This is a genomic window from Bradyrhizobium sediminis, assembly GCF_018736085.1.
Classification (GTDB): domain Bacteria; phylum Pseudomonadota; class Alphaproteobacteria; order Rhizobiales; family Xanthobacteraceae; genus Bradyrhizobium; species Bradyrhizobium sediminis.
The window spans coordinates 5321654-5342823 of the sequence record NZ_CP076134.1; the positions used below are offsets into that span (position 1 = coordinate 5321654).

Annotated in this window: 21 protein-coding genes; 11 read left to right on the forward strand and 10 right to left on the reverse strand. The window is 64.8% G+C overall.

All coding sequences use genetic code 11. From position 1 onward, the window contains the following. Positions 1-40 precede the first annotated feature (40 nt). Entirely contained in the window at positions 41-2143 is a 2103-nt protein-coding gene (locus KMZ29_RS25505) for a putative bifunctional diguanylate cyclase/phosphodiesterase (RefSeq protein ID WP_215621755.1), read from the forward strand. Between the two features lie 213 nt (positions 2144-2356). Next, positions 2357-2983 (forward strand): hypothetical protein, encoded by a 627-nt coding sequence (locus KMZ29_RS25510; protein WP_215621756.1) that lies wholly within the window; start codon positions 2357-2359, stop codon positions 2981-2983. Positions 2984-3106: 123 nt separating this feature from the next. Here the strand turns inward: KMZ29_RS25510 and KMZ29_RS25515 are convergent, their stop codons facing one another. Further along, positions 3107-3526 carry a CAP domain-containing protein gene (locus KMZ29_RS25515; RefSeq protein WP_215621757.1) on the reverse strand — a complete coding sequence of 140 codons (420 nt, stop codon included), beginning with the start codon at positions 3524-3526 and terminating at the stop codon, positions 3107-3109. Between the two features lie 22 nt (positions 3527-3548). Continuing rightward, on the reverse strand, positions 3549-3776 hold the full coding sequence (locus KMZ29_RS25520; protein ID WP_215624433.1) for a hypothetical protein: 228 nt from the start codon (positions 3774-3776) through the stop codon (positions 3549-3551). 191 nt (positions 3777-3967) lie between these two features. Here KMZ29_RS25520 and KMZ29_RS25525 point away from each other — a divergent pair, with 191 nt between their 5' ends. Both KMZ29_RS25525 and KMZ29_RS25530 read left to right on the forward strand, forming a co-directional pair. Further along, positions 3968-4549: a YidB family protein gene (locus KMZ29_RS25525; RefSeq protein WP_215621758.1), complete on the forward strand. Its 582-nt coding sequence runs from the start codon at positions 3968-3970 to the stop codon at positions 4547-4549. Between the two features lie 46 nt (positions 4550-4595). Further along, complete coding sequence (locus tag KMZ29_RS25530; protein WP_215621759.1) at positions 4596-4874, forward strand: GlsB/YeaQ/YmgE family stress response membrane protein; 279 nt, start codon at positions 4596-4598, stop codon at positions 4872-4874. 102 nt (positions 4875-4976) lie between these two features. Here the strand turns inward: KMZ29_RS25530 and KMZ29_RS25535 are convergent, their stop codons facing one another. After that, positions 4977-5759 carry an SDR family NAD(P)-dependent oxidoreductase gene (locus tag KMZ29_RS25535; RefSeq protein WP_215621760.1) on the reverse strand — a complete coding sequence of 261 codons (783 nt, stop codon included), beginning with the start codon at positions 5757-5759 and terminating at the stop codon, positions 4977-4979. 276 nt (positions 5760-6035) lie between these two features. On the opposite strand from KMZ29_RS25535, the gene KMZ29_RS25540 reads away from it, so the two are divergent. From KMZ29_RS25540 to KMZ29_RS25550, 3 genes are read left to right on the forward strand one after another with little or no spacing between them, the layout of a single operon-like run. Beyond that, positions 6036-7100 carry an acyl-CoA dehydrogenase family protein gene (locus KMZ29_RS25540; protein WP_215621761.1) on the forward strand — a complete coding sequence of 355 codons (1065 nt, stop codon included), beginning with the start codon at positions 6036-6038 and terminating at the stop codon, positions 7098-7100. Between the two features lie 30 nt (positions 7101-7130). After that, entirely contained in the window at positions 7131-8291 is a 1161-nt protein-coding gene (locus KMZ29_RS25545) for an acyl-CoA dehydrogenase family protein (RefSeq protein ID WP_215603968.1), read from the forward strand. A 46-nt stretch (positions 8292-8337) separates the two neighbouring features. Further along, positions 8338-9144 (forward strand): enoyl-CoA hydratase/isomerase family protein, encoded by an 807-nt coding sequence (locus tag KMZ29_RS25550; RefSeq protein ID WP_215621762.1) that lies wholly within the window; start codon positions 8338-8340, stop codon positions 9142-9144. 182 nt (positions 9145-9326) lie between these two features. Here KMZ29_RS25550 and KMZ29_RS25555 read toward each other — a convergent pair whose 3' ends face one another. The 5 genes from KMZ29_RS25555 to KMZ29_RS25575 all read right to left on the reverse strand — a co-directional run bounded on the left by KMZ29_RS25555 (position 9327) and on the right by KMZ29_RS25575 (position 15476). Continuing rightward, positions 9327-11441, reverse strand: coding sequence for an acetate--CoA ligase family protein (locus KMZ29_RS25555; RefSeq protein WP_215621763.1), 2115 nt, complete (start codon positions 11439-11441; stop codon positions 9327-9329). 128 nt (positions 11442-11569) lie between these two features. Then, positions 11570-12358, reverse strand: a complete 789-nt coding sequence (locus KMZ29_RS25560; RefSeq protein WP_215621764.1) for a VOC family protein — start codon at positions 12356-12358, stop codon at positions 11570-11572. A 161-nt stretch (positions 12359-12519) separates the two neighbouring features. After that, positions 12520-13311 (reverse strand): enoyl-CoA hydratase, encoded by a 792-nt coding sequence (locus tag KMZ29_RS25565; protein WP_215621765.1) that lies wholly within the window; start codon positions 13309-13311, stop codon positions 12520-12522. Between the two features lie 156 nt (positions 13312-13467). Then, positions 13468-14676: an ABC transporter substrate-binding protein gene (locus KMZ29_RS25570; RefSeq protein WP_215621766.1), complete on the reverse strand. Its 1209-nt coding sequence runs from the start codon at positions 14674-14676 to the stop codon at positions 13468-13470. Positions 14677-15062: 386 nt separating this feature from the next. After that, a complete protein-coding gene (locus KMZ29_RS25575) occupies positions 15063-15476 on the reverse strand; it encodes a VOC family protein (RefSeq protein WP_215621767.1) in 414 nt (137 codons plus the stop codon). 102 nt (positions 15477-15578) lie between these two features. Here KMZ29_RS25575 and KMZ29_RS25580 point away from each other — a divergent pair, with 102 nt between their 5' ends. From KMZ29_RS25580 to KMZ29_RS25595, 4 genes are all read left to right on the forward strand, one after another. Then, positions 15579-16373, forward strand: coding sequence for a thermonuclease family protein (locus KMZ29_RS25580; RefSeq protein ID WP_369810152.1), 795 nt, complete (start codon positions 15579-15581; stop codon positions 16371-16373). Between the two features lie 57 nt (positions 16374-16430). Continuing rightward, a complete protein-coding gene (locus KMZ29_RS25585) occupies positions 16431-17888 on the forward strand; it encodes a M48 family metalloprotease (RefSeq protein ID WP_215621769.1) in 1458 nt (485 codons plus the stop codon). A 33-nt stretch (positions 17889-17921) separates the two neighbouring features. After that, positions 17922-18665: a helix-turn-helix domain-containing protein gene (locus KMZ29_RS25590; protein WP_215621770.1), complete on the forward strand. Its 744-nt coding sequence runs from the start codon at positions 17922-17924 to the stop codon at positions 18663-18665. 67 nt (positions 18666-18732) lie between these two features. Further along, entirely contained in the window at positions 18733-19491 is a 759-nt protein-coding gene (locus KMZ29_RS25595; RefSeq protein WP_249779789.1) for a sulfite exporter TauE/SafE family protein, read from the forward strand. Positions 19492-19587: 96 nt separating this feature from the next. Here KMZ29_RS25595 and KMZ29_RS25600 read toward each other — a convergent pair whose 3' ends face one another. Together KMZ29_RS25600 and fdxA are read right to left on the reverse strand one after the other, a co-directional pair. Further along, positions 19588-20397 (reverse strand): CarD family transcriptional regulator, encoded by an 810-nt coding sequence (locus tag KMZ29_RS25600; RefSeq protein WP_369810051.1) that lies wholly within the window; start codon positions 20395-20397, stop codon positions 19588-19590. Positions 20398-20813: 416 nt separating this feature from the next. Further along, positions 20814-21152 (reverse strand): ferredoxin FdxA, encoded by a 339-nt coding sequence (fdxA, locus tag KMZ29_RS25605; RefSeq protein ID WP_215603977.1) that lies wholly within the window; start codon positions 21150-21152, stop codon positions 20814-20816. Positions 21153-21170: the final 18 nt, after the last annotated feature.

Here is a 21170-nt window from a genome sequence, read left to right on the forward strand (position 1 = left end):
GGCGGATTTTGCTGCGGCGCTTCCAACGAGGCAGACACTCATGCGGGCAGAGCAGCCCAAGGCAAACCAGGCGGCTGGCGCAGGCGCGGCCCCGGACGATTCATTTCAGCTGTTGTTCGATGCCAACCCGGTTCCGATGTGGATCTGGGACCACGAAACCTATCGTTTTCTCGCCGTCAACGACACCGCCGTCGCGCATTACGGCTACAGCCGCGAGCAGTTCCTGAGCATGCGGTTGTTCGAACTGAAACCGCCCGAGGATCACAGCGAGATCCGGGAAATCGCACAGGGCGGCAATGGCTATCGGGTAGGCCGGGTTACCCGGCACATCAGGGCGGATGGCGGCCTGATCGATGTGGCGATCTATGGCCGATCGCTCGACTACAGAGGCCGGCCAGCATCGCTGGTGGCCGTTGTCGATGTTACCGCACGCAAGCGCGCCGAGGACGAAGTGCGCAGCACGCGTGAGTTCCTGAGCGTCGTGATCGAGAATGTCCCGGTGTCCATCTCCGTGAAGAACGCGGCCGATCTTCGCTATGTGCTCGTCAATCGCGCCGCGGAGGAATATCTCGGCCTTTCGCGCGGGGAGATCGTCGGCAAGACCGCTCATGACCTCTTTCCGGGCTCGACCGCGGATGGTGTGGTCGCGCGCGACCGCGATCAGCTCAAGACCGAAGGCTGCGGCAGCCTGGAAGAACATGAGATCGAAACTCCGCGCAACGGCATTCGGGCCGCCAACAGCAAGCGGCTGACGATCCGGGGCGTCGACGGGCAAGCCCAGTACCTGCTGGTCATGACCGAAGACGTCACCGAAAAACACAAGGCGGAAGCCCGGATCAAGCATCTGGCTCACCACGATCCCCTGACCAACCTTCCCAACCGGGCGAGTTTCAACGCGCACCTTGCCGAGGCCATCGATCGCGCCGACGCCTCCGGCGCAAGCTTTGCCGCCCTGTGCATCGATCTCGACCGGTTCAAGGAGATCAACGACGTCTTCGGCCATTCCGTCGGCGATGCGCTGCTGTGCCAGGTCGCCGCCCGGATGAGAGAAGTCGCCGGCAGCGCGTTCATCGCCCGCCTCGGCGGCGATGAATTCACGATCATTCTCCAGGGCAGCGACCAGCCGGAAGCCGCCGCCATTTTGGCCGATCGCCTGCGCGAAGCCATGTCGCCCGAATTCGAAATCGAAGGGCAGCGGCTGCGCGCCGGCCTCAGCATCGGAATTGCCGTCTATCCGAGCGACGGGACCACCGCCGCGACCCTGCTTTGCAATGCAGATGCCGCGCTTTATCGATCGAAGGAAGACGGCCGGGGCACCATCCGCTTCTTCGAGCCTGAGATGGACAAGCGGCTGCGGGAACGCCACGCCATTCAGCAGGACCTGCAATCGGCGATCGCACGCGGCGAACTCGAATTATATTATCAGCCGCAAGCAACGATCGGGGGAGGCATCATCGGCTTCGAAGCGTTGCTGCGCTGGCATCATCCCAGCCGCGGCTTGATTCCGCCGATGACTTTCATTCCGATTGCCGAGGAGAGCGGGCTGATCGTCCGGATCGGCGAATGGGTGCTGCGGGAGGCATGCCGTGAAGCGGCGACGTGGCCGATTCCTCTTCAGGTCGCAGTAAATCTCTCGCCGGTGCAGTTCCGGCATGGCGATCTGCAGACCCTCGTGCACACCGTGCTTTTGGAGACCGGGCTCGCGGCCAGCCGGCTCGAACTCGAGATCACCGAAGGCGTCTTGATCGCGGATTTCGGGCGCGCGGTTTCCGTGCTTCGCCGGCTCAAGGCGCTTGGCGTGAGGATCGCGATGGACGACTTCGGAACCGGCTATTCCTCGTTGTCCTATTTGCAGGCCTTCCCATTCGACAAGATCAAGATCGACCAGTCCTTCATTTCCAACCTGGAGCATAATCATCAGTCCGCGGCCATCGTGCGCGCCGTGGTGAGCCTTGCGCACGGCCTCGGTCTCCCGGTCATCGCGGAAGGCGTCGAAAGCTCCGCTCAGCTGGAATTCCTGACGCGCGAAACGGTCGACGAAGTCCAGGGTTACCTGCTGGGCCGCCCCTATCCCATCAAGCATTATGCCGGACTGATCGGCCATCAGCCCGATGCGGAAAAAATGGCGGGCCGCACCGGCTGAGGCACAGCGCCCGGCCGTTGAATATCCTCGATAATTCCAGCGAGGCGCGGGGCGCGCGTATCCCTTCGGTCACAGGCCCGGCGAAGCTTGCGCGCGCCGCCGGAAAAATGCCCGGTTCCGGGGTGACAAGACGGCCGATAATGGCGACAATTGGTGTAAGTTGTGTCGAGCGAATCTTCTCTTGAAAATGGTGCGTTGGGAAAATCGTCCGTGATGCCGTCACGTACATCCGTGCTGCTGATCACAGCAGCCGCTGCCTGCGTCGTACTGGCGCCGTCGCACGCGCACGCGCAGTGGTGGAGCCGTGCGCCGGCCGATTTCGAGGACTGCGCCGACAGGGCCGAGAAGGCGCCGAGCAAGGAAGAGAAGGCCGCCAAGCTCGCCGAGTGCCATTCCAAATTCGCCGGCCGGCGCAAACCCGGCGGCGGCTACAGCTATTTCGATTTCATGCAGAACCGGCACTTCGACATCGCAGGACCCAACCCGACGCCGGAAGAACAGAAGAAGATCGACGAGCAGTATATCGTCTATCTCGATCAGGAGCGGCGCAGCACCATCGCCGCCGCCTTCACCGCCAAGCAGCAGCAACAGTTGCAGCAGGCCTCGCTGAGGACCGAAACCGCAAAGGTTCCGGTGCCGCGCCAGAGTCCCGCCAAGCAACAGGCCACGGCCGCTGAGGCAAAGTCCGGTGAGCTGAGGTCTGGCGAGCTGAGGTCACGGACGAGAGCCACCAATTGCGCGAAAGGCTCGTTCTCCTGCGAGTGGCCGCGGCTCTCCGGGGGCCTCAACGATATCAAGAAGCTGTTCAGCTCGTCGCCGAACAAGGCCAAGCGCAGCTGATTTGAGGGTATCGTCATTCCGGGGCGCGCGAAGCGCGAACCCGGAATCTCGAGATTCCCCGATGTGCAATTGCACATCTGAGGTCTGCGCCTGGCGGCGCATCCCGGAATGACGCCGTTGGCGTCAATCCGTAATCACCATCGCCCAGAATTTCCGGTACGGCGATTTCGGGTTGGCGACCGAGGCGACGCCGACGCGGCGCGCGCCGGGCATCAGCAGGTTCTCGCGATGGCCACGCGAAGCCTTCCACTCCTTCAGCATTTCGGAAAACGCCAAAAATCCGGCGCCGATATTTTCCGCGGCCCGCGATTTGCGCAAGGGAGCCACGCGCGAAGAAAACTGGCCGCCGACACTGTGGGTAATGGTGCCGCTCGCGGCCATCGCCTGCGCCTGCTTCAGGGCGACTGCAGCCAGCCGGCCGTCCGCCTTGACCACGGACAATCCGTTGGCCCGACGGTAGGCGCTGATCTCGCTGGCATAGTCGCCCGCGGCCGCCGTAGCGGCGAAGCCCAGGCTGAAGCCGAGCACGAGCAGCAGCCTCATTCGCAAACGCACCGGCATGCCGTCAATGCGCGTGGATCCGCTTCGCCCGGCGCGGCGGCGCCGGCTTGGGATCGGGCACGACCACGACAGGCGCATTCACCGTCCGCGCGGCGCGGCTCGCCTGCAGTCGCGCGTCGTATCCCGGCGACGGCGTTGCGGTCGGCGGCACGGCGATGGCTGGCGCTGCAGAAGCCAGGCCGCCGAGCACCACCAGCGCGGCGACGGCAGAATTTGTGCAAAATTGTTTCATATCGTTGCTCCCGACTCGAGCGAGTCTCGCGCCGGATCGTCGCCATTTCAAGGCAGAACCATCTCGCGGCCAGATCGCGATCAATCTTCAAAGCACCACCCCGCACGGCAACCTCGGCGCCTCCTCGCCTTGTAACCGTCATGGCGCGCCGTTATGTTTGACGCCGGGCAGGCACGCGGCAGGAGAGAGCCATGGGTTTACTCGATGTACTCAACGGCATGCAGAACGGCCCGCGCGGCCCAAGCAATCCCAATGCACAAGACAAGGGCGGGATGTCGCCGATCACGATGGCGATCCTGGCTCTGCTCGCCTACAAGGCCGTCAAGCATCTCGGCGGCGGCAAGCCCAGTGCGGCACCTGCGCCGGCGCCCGCCCCCTCACCCAATACGATCAATGCCGGCCTGCCGGGCGGAGGTAGTATGGGTGGAGGTCTTGGCGATCTGTTGAAGGGCGGACTGGGCGGCCTGCTCGGCGGCGCCGCCGCCGGAAGCGTGATCTCAGGCGGACTCGGCGACCTGCTCAAGCAATTCCAGCAGAACGGCCAGGGCGAAGTCGCCGATTCATGGGTTGGCAGGGGTGAGAACAAGCCGATCGCGCCGGGCGATCTCGGCAAGGCCCTGGGCGTCGATCAGATCAATACGCTGGCATCGCAGACCGGCTTGTCGCGCGACGAGCTGCTGAGCGGCCTCAGCCAGTATCTGCCCGACGTGATCGACCAACTGACGCCGGACGGACGGCTGCCGACGGAGAACGAATTGTCGGAACGGATCTGACGCCGGCGTTTTGCCCTTCTGCTTTTTCGAGAAAAGGACGACCGCAATGAGCGGCATTCTCTGGATCATCATCGTCGGCTTTGTCGCAGGGCTTATCGCGCGCTGGCTGTCGCCGGGCCCGAACACTCCGAGCGGCTTCATCCTGACCACGGTGCTCGGCATCGCCGGCGCGTTTCTGGCGACCTTCGTCGGCCAGGCCATCGGCCATTACAGCCTCGACCAGGGCGCCGGCTTCATCACCGCGACGATCGGCGCGGTGGTGGTGCTGTTCATCTGGAACCGGCTGGTGGCGAGCGGCGTGATGTCCGATCCGGGGAATCGGTAACGGCCTGGCCGTCATTGCGAGCGAAGCGAAGCAATCCAGCTTTATCGCGGCAAAGCTGGATTGCTTCGTCGCTTCGCTCCTCGCAATGACGATTTTGAGACCTCACGTAATCAGATGCAGCCCCGCATCCATCCGCACCAGTTCGCCGGTCATGTTGCTCGATGCCGGCGTCGCCAGGAAGCATACCAGCGCCGCGATATCCTCGGCCGTTGACGCGACCTTGAGCGGCACCTTGGCGACCACGGAATCGCGCACCTGCCTGGCGCCCTCCTCACCGCGGCCCTTGGTGAACCAGGGCGTATCGATATAGCCGGGACATACCGTGTTGACGCGGATCAGCGGCGCCAGCGCGCGCGCCAGCGAAAAAGTAATGGTGTTGAGCGCGCCCTTGCTCGCGGCATAGGCGATCGACGAGCCGACGCCGCTGATGCCGGCGACCGACGACACGTTGACCACCGCGGACGCCTGGCCCGAGGCCCTGGCGCCGTCCTCCAGCAGGCTGCGCGCCGCCCGCACCATCTGGAACGGGCCGATGGTGTTGACGCCGAACAGCCGCTGAAAATCCTCCGCCGACAGTCCGTCGAGATTGCCGTGCGGCATGTGCTTGGTGGTGCCGGCATTGTTGATCAGCGCGTCGAGACGGCCCCAGGGCGCGGCGGCGGCGACGATCTTCCTGCAGTCCTCGTCGCGCGAGACGTCGCCCTGCACCACCACGACTTCGCCGCCGGCGCTGCGGCAGAGATCGGCGGTCGCTTCGGCTTCCTTCTGGCTGGAGGAATAGTTGACCACGATGCGCGCGCCGCCCTTGGCCAGAATGGCCGCGGTCGCCGCCCCGAGGCCGGACGCCGAACCGGTGACAATCACGCACAAACCATCCATCGACATCCCTGATTTCCTCTTTATTGATTATGCAAGCCAGGCCGTTGCGCCGCCATCTACCATATCGCGCAGGGAGATGCCTGCAAATCCGCGAAACTCCACTGGACGGAATTCATTGGTTCGACCGCCGTCGCTGCATGCCGACCGTGCAGGCCGCCCTGCGGAGCCAGGCGCTTGTGTTGGCGGTAGCTTTTCCTCATCATCCGGTGCAAGAAAAGACCGCATTCGATCCCCCGGCGGAGCCGCCGGGTGCGATCCAGGCCAATCAAAACGAGGAACGCTGTGGCGGAGAGTGAGAACATTGTTGCCGAGACCGCGGAGAAGATCTTTGCGGATCTCGCCGACGCCCAAACCATCAACAGCGACAAGAACGGCAGCTGGAAGGCGCCGCTGTGGCAGGCGCTGAGCGACGCCGGCCTGCCGCTAGCCTGGGTGCCGGAGGATTGCAACGGCTCCGGCGCCAGCCTCGCCGAAGGTTTTTCCGTGCTGAGTGCGGCCGGCCGCTTTGCGGTCGCGGTGCCGCTGGCCGAGACCATGCTGGCCGGATGGCTATTGGCGCAGGCCAGGATTGCTTCCCCCGACGGCGAGATGACGGTGGCGCCGGCGAGCCCGAAGGACCGCATCGCCCTCAACGCCGACGGCACCCTGTCGGGCCGCGCCCGCGGCGTGCCCTTCGCCAAGGCGGCAAAGCACATCGCCGTGCTCGCCAGCGGTTCAAACGGGTTTTCGATCGCGCTGGTCGAAGCCGGCGCCTGCCGGATCGAAGCGGGCCTCGGCCTCGGCGGCGACAACAGCGATACGGTGACGCTCGCCAACGTCAAGCCGGTGGCGATCAAGCCGGCGCCGAAAGGCTTCGACCAGACCTCGCTGATGCTGATGGGCGGCGTGGCGCGCTCCCTGCAGATCGCGGGCGCGCTGGAATCGATGCTCGAGATCAGCGTGCGCTATTCCAACGAGCGCGTCGCGTTCGAGAAGAAGATCTCGAAATTCCAGGCGGTGCAGCACAATCTGGCAAAACTCGCCGGCGAGTCGGCGGCGGCACTGGCGGCGGCGACCTCGGCCGCGGATGCGGTCGCCAACAGCACATCGTTCGACGATGCGTTCTTTCTCGAAGCCGCCGCCGCAAAGATCCGCTGTTCGGAAGCCGCCGAGAAGGGCGGCGCGATCGCCCATCAGGTGCACGGCGCGATCGGTTTCACCATCGAGCACATCCTGCATCGCTACTCCTTGCGCGCACTGGCATGGCGCGACGATTTCGGCTCCGAGAGCTACTGGGCGGTCGAGCTCGGCAAACTGGTCGCCGACCGCGGCGCCGACGAGCTGTGGCCGCTGGTGGCCTCGCGCTGATCAACTGAATTCGAAAGTCGAGACTCCAAAATGACCGCAGCCCTCCGTTTCGATCCGATCCGCCTGCCGCCCGAATGCGAGAAACTGCGCAAGGAAGTGCGCGCCTTCCTCGCCGACGAAATCGCGGCCGGCACCTTCGATCCGCACAAGCCCAATCGCGAAGACACCGACGCACCGGAGTTTTCCCGCCGGGTCGGCGAGCGCGGCTGGCTCGGCATGACCTGGCCGAAGAAATATGGTGGCCACGAGCGCTCTTTCCTCGAGCGCTATGTGGTGACCGAGGAAATGCGCGTCGCCAACGCGCCGACGCGGCGCTTCTTCGTCGCCGACCGCCAGAGCGGCCCGGTGCTTCTGAAATACGCGCCCGAGCACATCAAGATGGATATCCTGCCGCGGATCTGCCGCGGCGAGGTCTGTTTCGCGATCGGCATGAGCGAGCCGAATTCCGGCTCGGACCTGTTCGCCGCAAAGACCAAGGCGACCAAAACCGACGGCGGCTATCTGATCAACGGCACCAAGATCTGGACCTCGTCGGCGCATATCGCCGACTACATGATCGCGATCTTCCGCACCTCGCCGCCCACCAAGGAAAACCGCCGCCACGGCCTGACGCAATTCCTGGTCAAGATGAAGCAGCCGGGCATCCAGGTGAACCCGATCGGCCAGATCACCGGCCAGTACGAATTCAACGAGGTGGTGTTCACCGACTATTTCGTTCCCGACGATCACGTGCTCGGCGAAATCGACGGCGCCTGGAAGCAGGCGACCAGCGAGCTCGCCTATGAGCGCTCCGGTCCGGAACGTTTTCTCGAAACCTATTACGTGCTGACCGAGCTGGTGCGCGCGGTCGGCAAGAACCCGGACACCCGCAGCGCCGAGGGCATCGGCCGGCTGGTGGCGCAACTGCACACCATGCGGCGGATGTCGGTGTCGGTCGCGGGCATGCTCCAGGCCGGCAAGGAACCGGTGGTGGAAGCCTCGATCGTCAAGGACATCGGCACGGTCTGGGAGCAGCAATTGCCGCACCGGGTGCGCGACCTCGCCGCCTTCGTCGAGGAGAACGCCACCAACCGCGAGACGCTGGAAAACCAGCTGTCGTTCGCGATCAAGACCGCGCCGAAACTGACTATCCAGGGCGGCACCACCGAAGTGCTGCGCGGCATCATCGCGCGCGGGCTCGGACTGCGCTGACGCGCGGTCCGGCTCCCGCGCCAACCCCATTCAACGAGGAAACCCCATGAGCAAGTTTACGGACATCGGCGTCGCCACGGTCGGACACGTCGGCACCATCGAAATCCAGCGGCCGCCGCTGAACTTCTTCGACATCTCGCTGATCAACCAGATCGCGGACGCGCTGGACGAGTTCGACAAGGATATCGAAATCCGCTCGTCGGTCCTGATGGCACAAGGCAAGGCGTTCTGCGCCGGCGCCAATTTCAGCGATCCGGCGCGGCAGGCGCAGGAGGCGGCCGAGGCCAAGGGCGATCCCGCCGACAGCCTCGGCTCGATCAACAGTCTCTACATGCACGCCGTACGCATCTTCCGCGCCAAGAAGCCGATCGTGGCGGCGGTACACGGCGCCGCCATCGGCGGCGGTTTGGGTCTCGCGGTGTCGGCCGATTTTCGCGTCACCTGCCCTGAAGCGCGCTTCTCCGCCAATTTTACAAAACTCGGCTTCCATCCCGGCTTCGGCCTGACCACGACGCTTCCCGAACTGGTCGGCAAGAACAATGCGGAACTGATCTTCTACACCAGCCGCCGCGTCACCGGCGAGGAAGCCACGCGAATGGGCCTCGCCAACGTCTGCGTGCCGCAGGATCAGGTGCGCGCGGAAGCAATGAAGCTCGCCCAGGAGATCGCCGAGTGCTCGCCGCTCGGCCTGCTCTCGACCCGCGCCACCATGCGCGCCGGCCTCGCCGACCGCGTGCTCGCCGCCACCAACCACGAACTCGCCGAGCAGAGCCGGCTGCGCAAGACCGAAGACTTCAAGGAAGGCGTCAAGGCTACCGCCGAGCGCCGGGTCGCGAACTTCAAGGGGCGGTAGGTCTCTTCCCTTCTCCCCTTGTGGGAGAAGGTGATCCTCGCGCAGCGAGGATCGGATGAGGGGTCTCTATCCGCGGAGACAGACCCCTCACCCGTCGCGACGCTCACTGCGTTCGCATCGCGCCACCATCTCCCACAAGGGGAGAGGGGAAAACAGCGGGGACGACTCGCTGAGGGATTCAACTACTTCTTCCTCACCACCAGCGCATCGACGATGGTCACGCCCTGCCCTTCGGCGTGCACCAGCACCGGATTGAGCTCGATCTCGGAAATCTCCCCGGCGTGTTGCGCGGCCAGCACCGAGACCTGCGCGATCAATTGCGACAGCGCCGGAACGTCCGCCTTCGCCGCGCCCCTGAACCCATTGAGCAGCGGCGCTGCCTTCAATTCGGCCAGCATCGCGAACGCTTCCACAGCGCTCACCGGCGCGGGGCGATAGACCACGTCGCGGAACAGTTCCGTGGTGACGCCGCCGAGCCCGACCATGATCATCGGCCCGAAGGTGGCATCCAGCATGGTGCCGACGATGATCTCGACGCCCGTTTTCGCCATCGGCCCGACCAGCACTCCCTGGATCGCGGCATCGGGCCGATGTCGACCCGCGGCCACCAGCAACGCCTGATAGGCCAGAAACACTTCGCCCTTGGTGGCGATGTTGACGCGCACGCCGCCGACCTCGCTCTTGTGCGGGATGTCACGCGACTGGATCTTCATGACCAGCGGAAAACCCGCACGGGCAATCGCGCCGTCCAGCGCGCTCTTCTCCGTCACCAGCACTTCGTCGGGCAGCGCCATGCCGGCCTCGCGCAGCAGCGCCTTGCTGTCGAATTCGGACAACGTTGTCGATTTCAGATGCGCCGAAATATCGCGCAACGGAGCCGCTGCGGCGTCGACCGCGGGCGCGAGGCTAAACCGCGCGCGCTCGACCATCCGCCGCAGCGCGACGCCGGCATGAGTCAGTCCCGACAGCACCACGGCGCCGCAGGCCCCAAGCTCGCGGCGCGCGAAGGCCGACGGCAGTGTGTAGGAATAGAACACGACCGGCTTGTGCTGCGCATCGAGGACAGGCCTGAGCTCGGCCTGCTTGAACGGCATCCGCGTGTCGCTCGACAGCGACAGCACCACCAGGATGGCGTCGACCTCGTCGGAGACGGCGAGCAGGTCGATGCTCCTCTGCAATCCGCCGCTATGCACGCCCTGTGCGGTGACATCGATCGGATTGCCGGCCGCACCATAGGACGGCAGCAGCTTCTTGATCTCCGCCTGGATCGCTTGCGACAGTTCCGGCACCCGCAACCCCTGCATCGCGACCGTGTCGGCGCCCCAGATGCCGGCGCCGCCAGACACCGTGAGCACGGCGACGCGGTCGCCCTTCGGCAACGGGTTGGTGGTCAGCAGCGCCGCGATCGTCACGGCCTCGTCGAGATCGTTGGAAACGATAAATCCGTATTTGGCGAACACCGCGTCATAGGCGGCGGACCAGCCGGCCATGCTGGCGGTATGCGAGGCGGCGGCGCGCTCGCCGGCGCCGGAGCGGCCGACTTTGGTGACGATGACGGGTTTTCCCATCTCCGCCGCGCGCCGGGCGGCGGCCAGGAACTTGTCGACGTCGCGGATACCCTCGATGAACAACAGGATCACGTCGGTGGAGGCATCCTGTACCATGAATTCGAAAAACTCGCCGGCGCCGAGATCGCTTTCATTACCGGTGCTGACGACGTAGCTGAGCGCGATGCCCAGCGCCCTGGCGCGGTGATAGATCGCAAAGCCGATGCCGCCGCTTTGCGCGACGATGCCGATCCGGCGCTGGCTGGCGACCGGGAGCTGCTCGTTGGGCTTGCCGTCGACGGTCGGGCTGAAGGTGGCGGCGACGCGCTGGACCTGGCTGTAGAACCCTTCGGCGTTCGGCCCGGAAATCCGCATCCCCGTCCGCGTCGCCAGCGCCACGATGGCGTCCTGCATGGCGGCGCTGTCGCCGCCTTCCTCCGCAAAGCCGGAGGAGATGATGACCGCGTTCTTCACACCGGCGGCGGCGCATTGCTCGAGCGCAGCCAGCACCGCCATGGCCGGAATGATGACGATGGCGAGATCGATCGGCTGCCCGACATCGGCAATCGACTTGTAGCATTGCAGCCCGTCGATATCGCCGTAATTGGGATTGACTGGATAGATCCTGCCGGGAAATTGGTTCTTGCGCAGCATCGACAACAGCCGCCCCGGAATCTTCTCCAGGTCGCGCGACGCCCCGATCAGCGCGATGCTGTCGGGCGCAAAGAATGAGTCAAGCGGATGCGGCATGGGTGACCCCGTTTCAAGAGCAACCTTTTAGCCGTCATTGCGAGCGAAGCGAAGCAATCCATCGTGCCAAAAAAGAAAGTATGGATTGCTTCGCTTCGCTCGCAATGACGGCGAGAGTCGCCCCGGCGTTACGCCACCAGCCGAAACGTCACACCGCCGAGCACGAACGAATCGCCCGATACCGCATGGCCCCTGGCCTTGGCGGCATCGCGCACCCTTGCGATGTCGCTGACCTTGAACGTCAGCCCACTCATCAGGTCGCTTGCGCCCGTGACGAAGCGGAAGCCGGCATTGGGCAGTCTCAGCTCGGGATCGCCCGACCTGCCCGTGCTCACCGGGATCCCAATGATCCTGCCCCAGTGCGCGGCCAGCACCTCGGGTTCCGGGCTTTCCATCTCCACCTCGACCAGCGCCTGCGTCACATCCCTGGCGATCGATTTCTGCCAATCCGGCCCGGCCGGCGGATACGGACCCAGGATATCGTCGCTGCCGGCGGTGTGATTGAACTCGATGAAGGCCGCACGGCAGTCGCGCGGATGCATTTGCACGCCGTGATAGGGCGCATGGTCGATGACGTTGGCGGTACGGACGCCCAATTTATTCGCCTGCGCCCCCCGCGCGTCGGGATCGTCGCAGCAGAAGATCGCCATGTAGCCGCCGCGGCCGCCGGTTTTCTCGATGAAGCGCCCGGCCGCGGTGCCGGGCTGGAACGGCGCCACCACTTCCAGCAAGATGGTGTCAACCGGCAGCAGCGCGTTCTCGAGGCCGTATTTGGCGACGTTACCGTCGCGGTAACAGATGTTCAGCCCCATGATCCCGGCGATATCGCCGACCACGGGCTCGATGGCCGGCGCCGCCAGGCAGATCTGCCGCAGCCTGATATAGCTAGTGCCCCGTTTCCGAAGTTCGTTATCCATCGCTGCGACCTCTAAAACGAACTTCGGAAACATCAGGGGCACTAGAAAATTTCATCATTCTAGTGCCGCTTATCGATGTGAAGTTCCTGGCACCGACTCGCGGCACCCACTGCAGGAACTTCACATCGGCGGCACTAGCCATCTCAATGCCCCCGGTCATTTCAATGACCCACGAAGACGGGCTTGCGCTTTTCGACGAATGCCTTGGCGGCTTCCTTGTGGTCGTCGGTCTCGCCGGAGCGCGAGTGATGCATGGCCTCGGCGTCGAAGCAGGCTTCCAGCGACAAATGCTCGGCGTTGTTGATGTTGCGCTTGATGTAGCCCAGCGTCACCGACGGGCCCTGCGCCAGCGACATCGCCAGCTCGTGCGCCGCCGCCTCGACTTCGGCGTCGGGAACGACCTTGGTCACGATGCCGAGCGCGAGCGCTTCCTGCGCCGACAGCACCGGCGACATCAGATAGAGTTCGCGCGCCCTGGCGCTGCCCAGCATCTGCGTGAGGAAGTAGGTGCCGCCGTAATCGCCCGACAGACCGACCTTGGCGAAGGCCGTGGTGATCTTGGCCGAAGCCGAGGCGACGCGGAGGTCGCAGGCCAGCGCGATCGAGAGACCTGCGCCGGCGGCGGCGCCATCGACCTGCGCCACCACGGGCTTCTGCATCTCGTGCAGGATGCGCGAGACTTCCATGCCGCGCCGAAGATTGGTCTTCTTGGCTTCGAACGGCAGCGGCGCCCGCCCCTCCGCCATCGATTTGACGTCGCCGCCGACGCAGAACGTGCCGCCCGCGCCCTTGAGCAGCACGGCGCGCACCTCGTGATCCTCCGCCGCCCGCCGTGCCGCCGCCACCAGCCCCAGCGTCATGTCCGGGTTGAGCGCGTTGCGTCGGTCCGGCCGGTTCATGGTGATGGTGAGCAGGCCGGACTCAAGCTTCTGCAGGACGATTTCATTGTTCATGAGGTGGCGCCTTTGTTGTTACTGATTTTCAGTCGTCCCTGCGAACGCAGGGACCCATAACCCCGGACGTCAGTTGTTGCCAAGCTGTCTGCCTCTGTCCGGAACGATGGGCCGCAGCGTATGGGTCCCCGCGTTCGCGGGGACGACGAGGGTCCGTCACTTCTTCACCAGCGGGCAGCGCGACAATTCCAACGACTGGAACGCCTCGTTGCCGGGAATTGTCGCCAAGAGCTTGTAGTCGTCCCAGCGGCCCTTGGATTCCGACGGCTTCTTGACTTCGAACAGATACATGTCGTGCACCATGCGGCCGTCCGCACGGATCTTGCCGTTTTTGGCGAACATGTCGTTGATCGGGGTGTCCTTCATGACCTTGATGACGGCGGCCGAGTCGGTGGTGCCTGCGGCCTTCACCGCCTTGAGATAATGCCCGACCGACGAGTAGATACCGGCCTGCGCCGCCGTCGGCATCCGCTTGACGCGCGCCATGAAGCGTTTCGAAAACGCCCGGGTGTCGTCGTCGAGGTCCCAGTAGAAGGCTTCGGCGAGCAGCAGGCCCTGCGCGGTCTCAAGCCCAATGCTGTCGATATCGGTAATGAAGGCGAGCAGCGGCGACAGCTTCTGGCCGCCGCTCTTCATCAGCCCGAATTCGGCCGCCTGCTTGATCGCGTTGATGGTGTCGCCGCCGGCATTGGCGAGCCCGACGACCTTGGCCTTCGATGCCTGCGCCTGCAGCAGGAACGAGGAGAAGTCGGAGGTATTGAGCGGATGCTTGACGCCGCCCAGCACCTTGCCGCCGGACTTCACCACCACGTTGGTGGTGTCCTTTTCCAGGTCCTGGCCGAACGCATAGTCGGCGGTCAGGAAGAACCAGGTCTCGAACCCTGATTTGACGGTCGCAAGCCCGGTGACGTTGGCCTGGGCGAAGGTGTCATAGGCATAATGCACGGTATAGGGACCGCACGCCTCGTTCGAGAGCCGGATCGAGGCGGGACCGTTGAAGATCACGATCTTGTTGCGCGCTTTGGCGATCTCGCCGGCGGCGAGCGCGGTGGCGGATGCGGCGACATCGATGAGGGCTTCGACGCCCTGGTTGTCGAGCATATCGCGCGCGATGCTCGCGGAGAGGTCGGCCTTGTTGAGATGATCGGCCGCGATGATCTCGATCTTGCGCCCCAGCACCTCGCCGCCGAAATCCTCCACCGCCATCTTCGCGGCGGTCTCGCTGCCCGGTCCGGTGATGTCGGCATAGAGCCCGGACATGTCGAGAATGGCGCCGAGTTTTAGCGGCGGCTTGCTCTGCGCGAATGCCGCGGTGGCGGCCAGCGCCAGCACCGATGCGAGAACAGACGAAAATACGCGCTTCATGAAAACCTCCCTGCGGGCAGGCCGCATTGCCTGCGGCCTCCATTTCTGTTGTCGCGATCATGCCGGAAGGTGCCGGCAGCGGCAAGCAGCGCGCCAGCGCGGCAGTCATGCTGTTGCTTCACGCTTCACTCAGTTTTTTCCGCAAAGCGGAATGGTCAGCGAATGCTTGTCGTCGCGATGGAGAAATCTATCAACGAGTCGTCCCGGCGAACGCCGGGACCCATACGCCGTGCATTATCGTTCGGGCACGGAGGCAGAGACCTTCTGCAGCAATCAACGCCGGTGGCTATGGGTCCCGGCTCAGCGCTCGCTATGCTCGCTTGGCCGGGACGACGATGGTGGGTCGATGCGGGCTGAATTGGGTGCGCACGAAGCGGAAATGAGCGTCACCCCAATAGCCCCTTCCCCGGCACATGGTTGAGCTCGAGCCTGATGCCATCCGGATCCTCGAACAGCAGCGAGTAATAGCCCGGCGCCCACTGATCCTCGCGCGGCGCGCGGATGATCCTGGTGCCGAGCGAGACCAGAAAAGTGTGTAGCTCGTCGATGTCGGCGCGCTCGCGGGCGCGGAAGCAGAGGTGGTGCAGGCCGACGCGCTTCTGCTCGAAGGCAGCACCGGCATGCTCGGGCGACGGCGCGCTGATCCCGACCGCGGTGCGGCCGCCGACGCAGTAATAGGTGGTCTCGGTATCGATGACGGGCTTCAGCCCGAGAAACGGCAGGAGCTTGCGATAGAATTCGCGGGAGCGCTCGAAATTCGATGCGGTCAGGAAAATGTGCGCGATGCCGTTGACTTCCATCGTCTTCCCCTTCGTCGACAATGCGATTTCGGATAAATTCGGATAATGTTATCCGCCGATCGCCGCAAGCATACAGGAATGGATCCGATCCAGAGCAGCGTCATGCAGCAGGTGCCCGCTACGCGGGCGCGTTGCGCCGCATTTGCCGCGGCGGCGCTGACATGCGTGGCTCTTGCCGCCGCTGCGCCGGCGCACGCGGCGGGATGTTCGTTCGCGCCGCTGGGTGAGGGCCGCGTCGCCGCGGTGATCGATGCGCGAACGTTTCGCCTGCAGGACGGCCGCGAGATCCGCCTCGCCGGCATCGAAACGGCTGCGTCGGGGAAAGCCGGCCGGGCGTCGGCGCTGGCGGCGATCATTGCCGGCCGCGACGTCAGCTTGCACGGCGAGGACGACACCCCGGACCGCTACGGCCGCCAGCCCGCTTTCGTCTATCTCGCCGGCGCCGACATCCCGGTGCAAGGCGTGCTGCTGGCGCAGGGCGAGGCGCTGGTATCGGCCGACGTCACCGGGAAGGAATGCGCGGCAAGCCTGTTCGCCGCGGAGGCCGAGGCGCGGGGCGCCAAACGAGGAACCTGGGCCGATCCGGCGGCCATAAAAAACGCGGAAAGTCCGGGCGATATTTTGGCCGGGATCGGGCGCTTTACCGTGGTCGAGGGCAAGGTTTTGTCGGTCAGGCAGGCCGGGGCAACGACTTACCTGAATTTCGGGCGGAACTGGACACGGGACTTTGCCGTGACTATTTCAAGGCGGGTGTTACCGGCGATCGAGGCCGGAGGGATCGGCCTTAAGTCGCTCGAAAATCGACGGATTCGCGTCCGCGGCTGGGTCGAGGCGCGGCAAGGACCGCGGATCGAAGTGCTGCGGGTGGGACAGATTGAAATGCTGGGCGGGAACTAGCCCGCCGGCCAACAACGAGTAGCTGAAGTGGCGGTTTGTGCGGGACGGCGCCAGGGAATGACGAGCCGCGGCCTTTGGGCTGCGGGTTCCCTGCTCTGCGCGCTCGCGCTGGCCGGCTGCGGCGATTTCAGCCGGTTCCAGACCGCCGCGCCCTCGGCCGCCAGTCCGGTCAAACCGAACCGGATGGTCGCACAGACGCCCGCCGCCGAGCGCGAACATGAGCGCATCCTCTCCTCCTATGGCGGCGCCTATGACGACCCGAAGCTGGGAGCCCTGATCGGCAAGACGGTCGACCGGTTGGTGGCGGCTTCCGATCGTCCCGACCAGGCCTACAGGGTGACCATCCTCAATTCCGGCGCGGTCAATGCGTTTGCGCTGCCGACCGGCCAGCTCTACGTGACCCGCGGCCTGATTGCGCTCGCCAGCGACACCTCGGAACTGTCGTCGGTGCTGAGCCACGAGATGGCGCATGTGCTGGCCAAGCACGCTTCGATCCGCGAAGACCAGGCGCGCCAGGCCGCCGTCGTCACCCGCGTCGTCACCGACATGGGCAACGATCCCGATTTGACTGCGCTGGCGCTCGCCAAGACAAAACTGACGATGGCGAGCTTCTCGCGCGCCCAGGAATTCGAGGCCGACGGCATCGGCGTCGGCATTTCGGCGCGCGCCCGTTTCGACCCCTACGGCGCCGCGCGCTTCCTGGCCTCGATGGAGCGCAACGCTGCGCTGAAGGCGGGCAAGGCCTCGCTCGATCCGCGCGCGCAGGACTTTCTGTCGTCGCACCCGGCGACGCCTGAACGCGTGCAGAACGCACAGAACTCGGCCCGCCAGTTCACCTCGCCGCAGGGCGGCGAGCGCGACCGCGAAACCTATCTCGCCGCTATCGACAACATCGTCTATGGCGAAGACCCCAGCGAAGGTTTCGTGCGCGGCCGGCGCTTCCTGCACCCGAAACTCGGCTTCACCTTCGCCGCCCCCGACACCTTCACGCTGGACAATACCGCGCAGGCCGTGATCGGCGTGCGCGAAGGCGGCACGCAGGCGATGCGCTTCGACGTGGTGCGGGTGCCGGCGGAGCAGACGCTGGTCGACTATCTCAATTCCGGCTGGATGGAGAACGTCGACAAGGGTTCGGCCGAAGAGCTGACCATCAACGGCTTCCCGGGGGCGTCCGCGACCGCGCATGGCGACCAGTGGCAGTTCAAGGTCTACGCGCTGCGCTTCGGCAGCGACGTCTACCGCTTCATCTTCGCCTCCCGGCAGAAGACCACCGAGAGCGAGCGCAACGCGCGGGAAACCGTCAACTCGTTCCGCCGCCTGACGCTGGCGGAAACCCAGGCCGCGCGGCCGCTGCGCATCAAGGTGATCACCGTGCAGCCCGGCGACACCGTGGAATCGCTGTCACACCGCATGGCCGGCGTCGATCGCCCGGCCGAGCGCTTCCGCATCCTGAACGGGCTCGATGCACACGCCCAGGTGAAAGCCCGCGACCGCGTCAAGATCGTGGTGGATTGAGTGGGCTGGTCGGGTTCGACGCTCGATTCGGCGATGCAGACGGAAGCGAACGCCCAGCCGAACGCCGCGGCTGCTTCGAGCGTCTGGCAATATGGCCGCCGCGGCGACACGATTGAGCAGGCCATCTGGAGCGGCGATTTCAGCCTTCCGCTATCGTGGCATTTCCACCAGCAAATTCAGATCACGGCGGTTCTGATCGGGCGGCGGCATTTTCTCGCGGCGAACCGGCCTGTCACCGTCAACGCCGGCGAAATCCTCATCTTGCCGGCCGGATTGCCGCACAAGGCGCTCGGCATCGAAAACGATCGCACGCTGAGCCTCAATCTCTATCTTCCGCATTCAGCCGACGCCCTGCGGAAGGATGCGATCATCGTGCCGACCCCGCGCTGGTTTGCGGGCAGGATGACCGGCGGTCTGGTGAGTGACTGGGCCATGACCACGCTGATGCGTTCGGGGCAATGCGGCTTCGAACGCGTTGCCGAGGCCGTGGCGACCATGCCGCCGGACGAGCATCTGAACATCAGCGATGTCGCGTCGACGCGGGGCATGAGCCGGGAAGGCTTCATCCGCTGGTTTCGCCGCAACGCCGGAGTGACGCCTCACGCCTACCGCGTTGCGCGTCGGCTGAACCGCGCCCGCATGCTTTTGGCGACCGACGCCGCGCCCGCGGAAGCGGCTGCCGAGGCCGGGTTCGCCGACCAGAGCCATTTGGGGCGCCATTTCCGACTCGCCTTCGGCGTCACGCCCGGCGCCTATCGCCGCGCCGTTCGCCGCTGACCGCGGTCACTTTCGTTCCAGACGACGCGTGCGCCGCCGGTCAGACTGCTCCCCGACCGGGAGGAACATGATGGATATCGGGACGGCAGCTTTGTTGTCGGGAGCGGGCCTCGTCGGCGGGGTCGTCAATGCCGTAGCGGGCGGGGCCACGCTGATCACCTTCCCGGCCATGCTGGCGGCGGGATTGCCGCCGCTGATTGCGAACGTATCCAACGCGGTCGCCATGACGCCCGGTCATTTGGTTGCCGCACTGACGGATCGTCGGCAACTCCCCGCGCTGGACCGCCGGCTGGCCGCCACGGCTGGCATCGCGATTACGGGCGGCGCGATCGGCGCGTGGCTTCTTCTCGTCACGCCGGAGCGCCTGTTCACGGCGCTCGTCCCGGCCCTGATCGGCCTGGCCACACTGATCTTCGCGTGTGGCGTTCGCATCCAGTCGGCGCTTTCGCGGAAGTATCGCGATCGCGGCGACCTTGCGAGAGATGCGCTGCTGCTGCCGACCGCGGCCTATGGCGGCTACTTCGGCGCCGGCCTCGGCGTCATGCTGCTCGCCTTGCTCACGCTCACGGGTCGGGAAGAGATTCGCGCCGTCAATGCACTCAAGAACCTTCTTGCAACGGCCGTCAGCCTCGCCTCGGTGACCGTCTTCGCGATCCAGGGCGTCGTCCACTGGTTTGAGACGATCGTGATGTTCGCGGGCGCCTCCTGTGGAGGGGTGCTCGGCGGCAAGCTCATCGCGGTGCTGCCGCCGCCGATCGTGCGCGCGCTCGTTGCCGCGATCGGGGCCTTGATGACGAGCATCTATGCCTGGCGGTACTGGTGCTGATCGCCGCTCCGCGACCACGATGGCGGCAGCCACCGACCCAGCAAAAAAGCCCGGTCTCGCGACCGGGCTTCTTATTACTGAACCACTGAAGCTGGCTTACGCCGCCTCGTCCGCGACGGCGTCATCGCCTTCGGCGTCCGCATCTGCGTCGCCCTCGGCGCCGGCTTCGGCTTCGGCCTTGGCGCCGCGGCGCGGGCTCTTGGCGAGCTGGCCTTCGATTTCCTTGACCGCTTCGGTCTCGGTCGAGTGCTGCACCACGGCGATTTCTCGCGACAGCCGGTCGAGCGCCGCCTCGTAGAGCTGGCGCTCGCTGTAGGACTGTTCGGGCTGCGATTCCGAGCGATAGAGATCGCGCACCACTTCGGCGATCGCGACGATGTCACCGGAATTGATCTTGGCTTCGTATTCCTGGGCCCGGCGCGACCACATCGTGCGCTTGACGCGCGCGCGGCCTTTCAGGGTTTCCAGGGCCTTCTTGACCAGCGCCGGCTCCGACAGCTTGCGCATGCCGACATTGGCGACCTTCGCGGTCGGCACCCGGAGCGTCATCTTGTCCTTCATGAAATTGATCACGAACAGCTCGAGCCTGGCGCCGGCGATCTCCTGCTCCTCGATGGCCAGGATCTGGCCAACGCCGTGCGCGGGATACACCACGAATTCATTGGTCTTGAAGCCCTGGCGCTGGGTCAGAACCTTCTTCGGCTCTTCCACCCGGGGAGCGGCAGCTACGGGCTTGGCGGCGGCAACCGGCTTCACCGCGGCCTTCACGACAGGAGCCTTGGCCACGGGAGCCTTCACGGCAGGCGCCTTCACGGCGGCCTTCGGGGCCGTCTTGGGGGCGACCTTCGAGGCAGTGGCCTTCGCACCGGTCGCTTTCGCGGCAGTTTTTGCAGTCTTGTTTGGCATTGCGCTTCTTTTGTTTTTCGAGGATTTTGCAGCCGAGGCCTTGGTGGCGGTCCGGGTATCCCTGAGGGACGTCCGGGCACGGCTCTTGGTTGCGCTACGGCTCACCGCGGCGGCTTTTTTCGTCGTCGTCGTCTTGGAAGCACTCTTTTTACGCGTTTTCTGTGACACAGCCTGCGCGCGGAACTGCCACGCCCCTGTTCGATGTTTTTCACGGGAACCCATAGGGGCCATACGGGGCTGACGGGTTCGGCTTATAATGTATGCAATATAGCACATTTTCCGCAAAAATCAATGATTTACGCCCCGTCAGGGGGCTTTGCAGGCGGTTTCGGCCGTTTCAGCGGGATTAGGGTTAAGTCGACGGCAATTTGGGGCCGAACCGGCCCCAATTCAATCGAGCCAAAGGTGGCTTCGAATCAGTCGCCGGTGCCGGGCTTCGGAGAAAAATATTTCTCGAACTTGCCTTCCATCCCCTCGAAATCCTTGGCGTCGTCAGGGGAGTCCTTCTTCTGGGTGATGTTCGGCCAGCTCTTGGCATATTCGGTATTCACCTCCAGCCACTTCTCCAGGCCGGGCTCGGTGTCGGGCTTGATCGCGTCGGCGGGACATTCCGGTTCGCACACGCCGCAGTCGATACATTCGTCGGGATGGATGACCAGCATGTTCTCGCCCTCGTAGAAACAGTCTACCGGGCAGACCTCAACGCAATCGGTGTATTTGCATTTAATGCAGGCTTCAGTGACGACGTAAGTCATCCAGGGCTCCGAAACGGG

Coding starts and splice junctions, on each gene's coding strand:
- KMZ29_RS25595 (WP_249779789.1), top strand. CDS start 18,733: ATGATGGATATCGGGACGGCAGCTTTGTTGTCGGGAGCGGGCCTCGTC.
- KMZ29_RS25600 (WP_369810051.1), bottom strand. CDS start 20,397: ATGCCAAACAAGACTGCAAAAACTGCCGCGAAAGCGACCGGTGCGAAG.
- KMZ29_RS25550 (WP_215621762.1), top strand. CDS start 8,338: ATGAGCAAGTTTACGGACATCGGCGTCGCCACGGTCGGACACGTCGGC.
- KMZ29_RS25525 (WP_215621758.1), top strand. CDS start 3,968: ATGGGTTTACTCGATGTACTCAACGGCATGCAGAACGGCCCGCGCGGC.
- KMZ29_RS25510 (WP_215621756.1), top strand. CDS start 2,357: ATGCCGTCACGTACATCCGTGCTGCTGATCACAGCAGCCGCTGCCTGC.
- KMZ29_RS25530 (WP_215621759.1), top strand. CDS start 4,596: ATGAGCGGCATTCTCTGGATCATCATCGTCGGCTTTGTCGCAGGGCTT.
- KMZ29_RS25560 (WP_215621764.1), bottom strand. CDS start 12,358: ATGGATAACGAACTTCGGAAACGGGGCACTAGCTATATCAGGCTGCGG.
- KMZ29_RS25515 (WP_215621757.1), bottom strand. CDS start 3,526: ATGAGGCTGCTGCTCGTGCTCGGCTTCAGCCTGGGCTTCGCCGCTACG.
- KMZ29_RS25570 (WP_215621766.1), bottom strand. CDS start 14,676: ATGAAGCGCGTATTTTCGTCTGTTCTCGCATCGGTGCTGGCGCTGGCC.
- KMZ29_RS25545 (WP_215603968.1), top strand. CDS start 7,131: ATGACCGCAGCCCTCCGTTTCGATCCGATCCGCCTGCCGCCCGAATGC.
- KMZ29_RS25590 (WP_215621770.1), top strand. CDS start 17,922: ATGCAGACGGAAGCGAACGCCCAGCCGAACGCCGCGGCTGCTTCGAGC.
- KMZ29_RS25555 (WP_215621763.1), bottom strand. CDS start 11,441: ATGCCGCATCCGCTTGACTCATTCTTTGCGCCCGACAGCATCGCGCTG.
- KMZ29_RS25535 (WP_215621760.1), bottom strand. CDS start 5,759: ATGTCGATGGATGGTTTGTGCGTGATTGTCACCGGTTCGGCGTCCGGC.
- KMZ29_RS25505 (WP_215621755.1), top strand. CDS start 41: ATGCGGGCAGAGCAGCCCAAGGCAAACCAGGCGGCTGGCGCAGGCGCG.
- KMZ29_RS25520 (WP_215624433.1), bottom strand. CDS start 3,776: ATGAAACAATTTTGCACAAATTCTGCCGTCGCCGCGCTGGTGGTGCTC.
- KMZ29_RS25585 (WP_215621769.1), top strand. CDS start 16,431: ATGACGAGCCGCGGCCTTTGGGCTGCGGGTTCCCTGCTCTGCGCGCTC.
- KMZ29_RS25580 (WP_369810152.1), top strand. CDS start 15,579: ATGCAGCAGGTGCCCGCTACGCGGGCGCGTTGCGCCGCATTTGCCGCG.
- fdxA (WP_215603977.1), bottom strand. CDS start 21,152: ATGACTTACGTCGTCACTGAAGCCTGCATTAAATGCAAATACACCGAT.
- KMZ29_RS25575 (WP_215621767.1), bottom strand. CDS start 15,476: ATGGAAGTCAACGGCATCGCGCACATTTTCCTGACCGCATCGAATTTC.
- KMZ29_RS25565 (WP_215621765.1), bottom strand. CDS start 13,311: ATGAACAATGAAATCGTCCTGCAGAAGCTTGAGTCCGGCCTGCTCACC.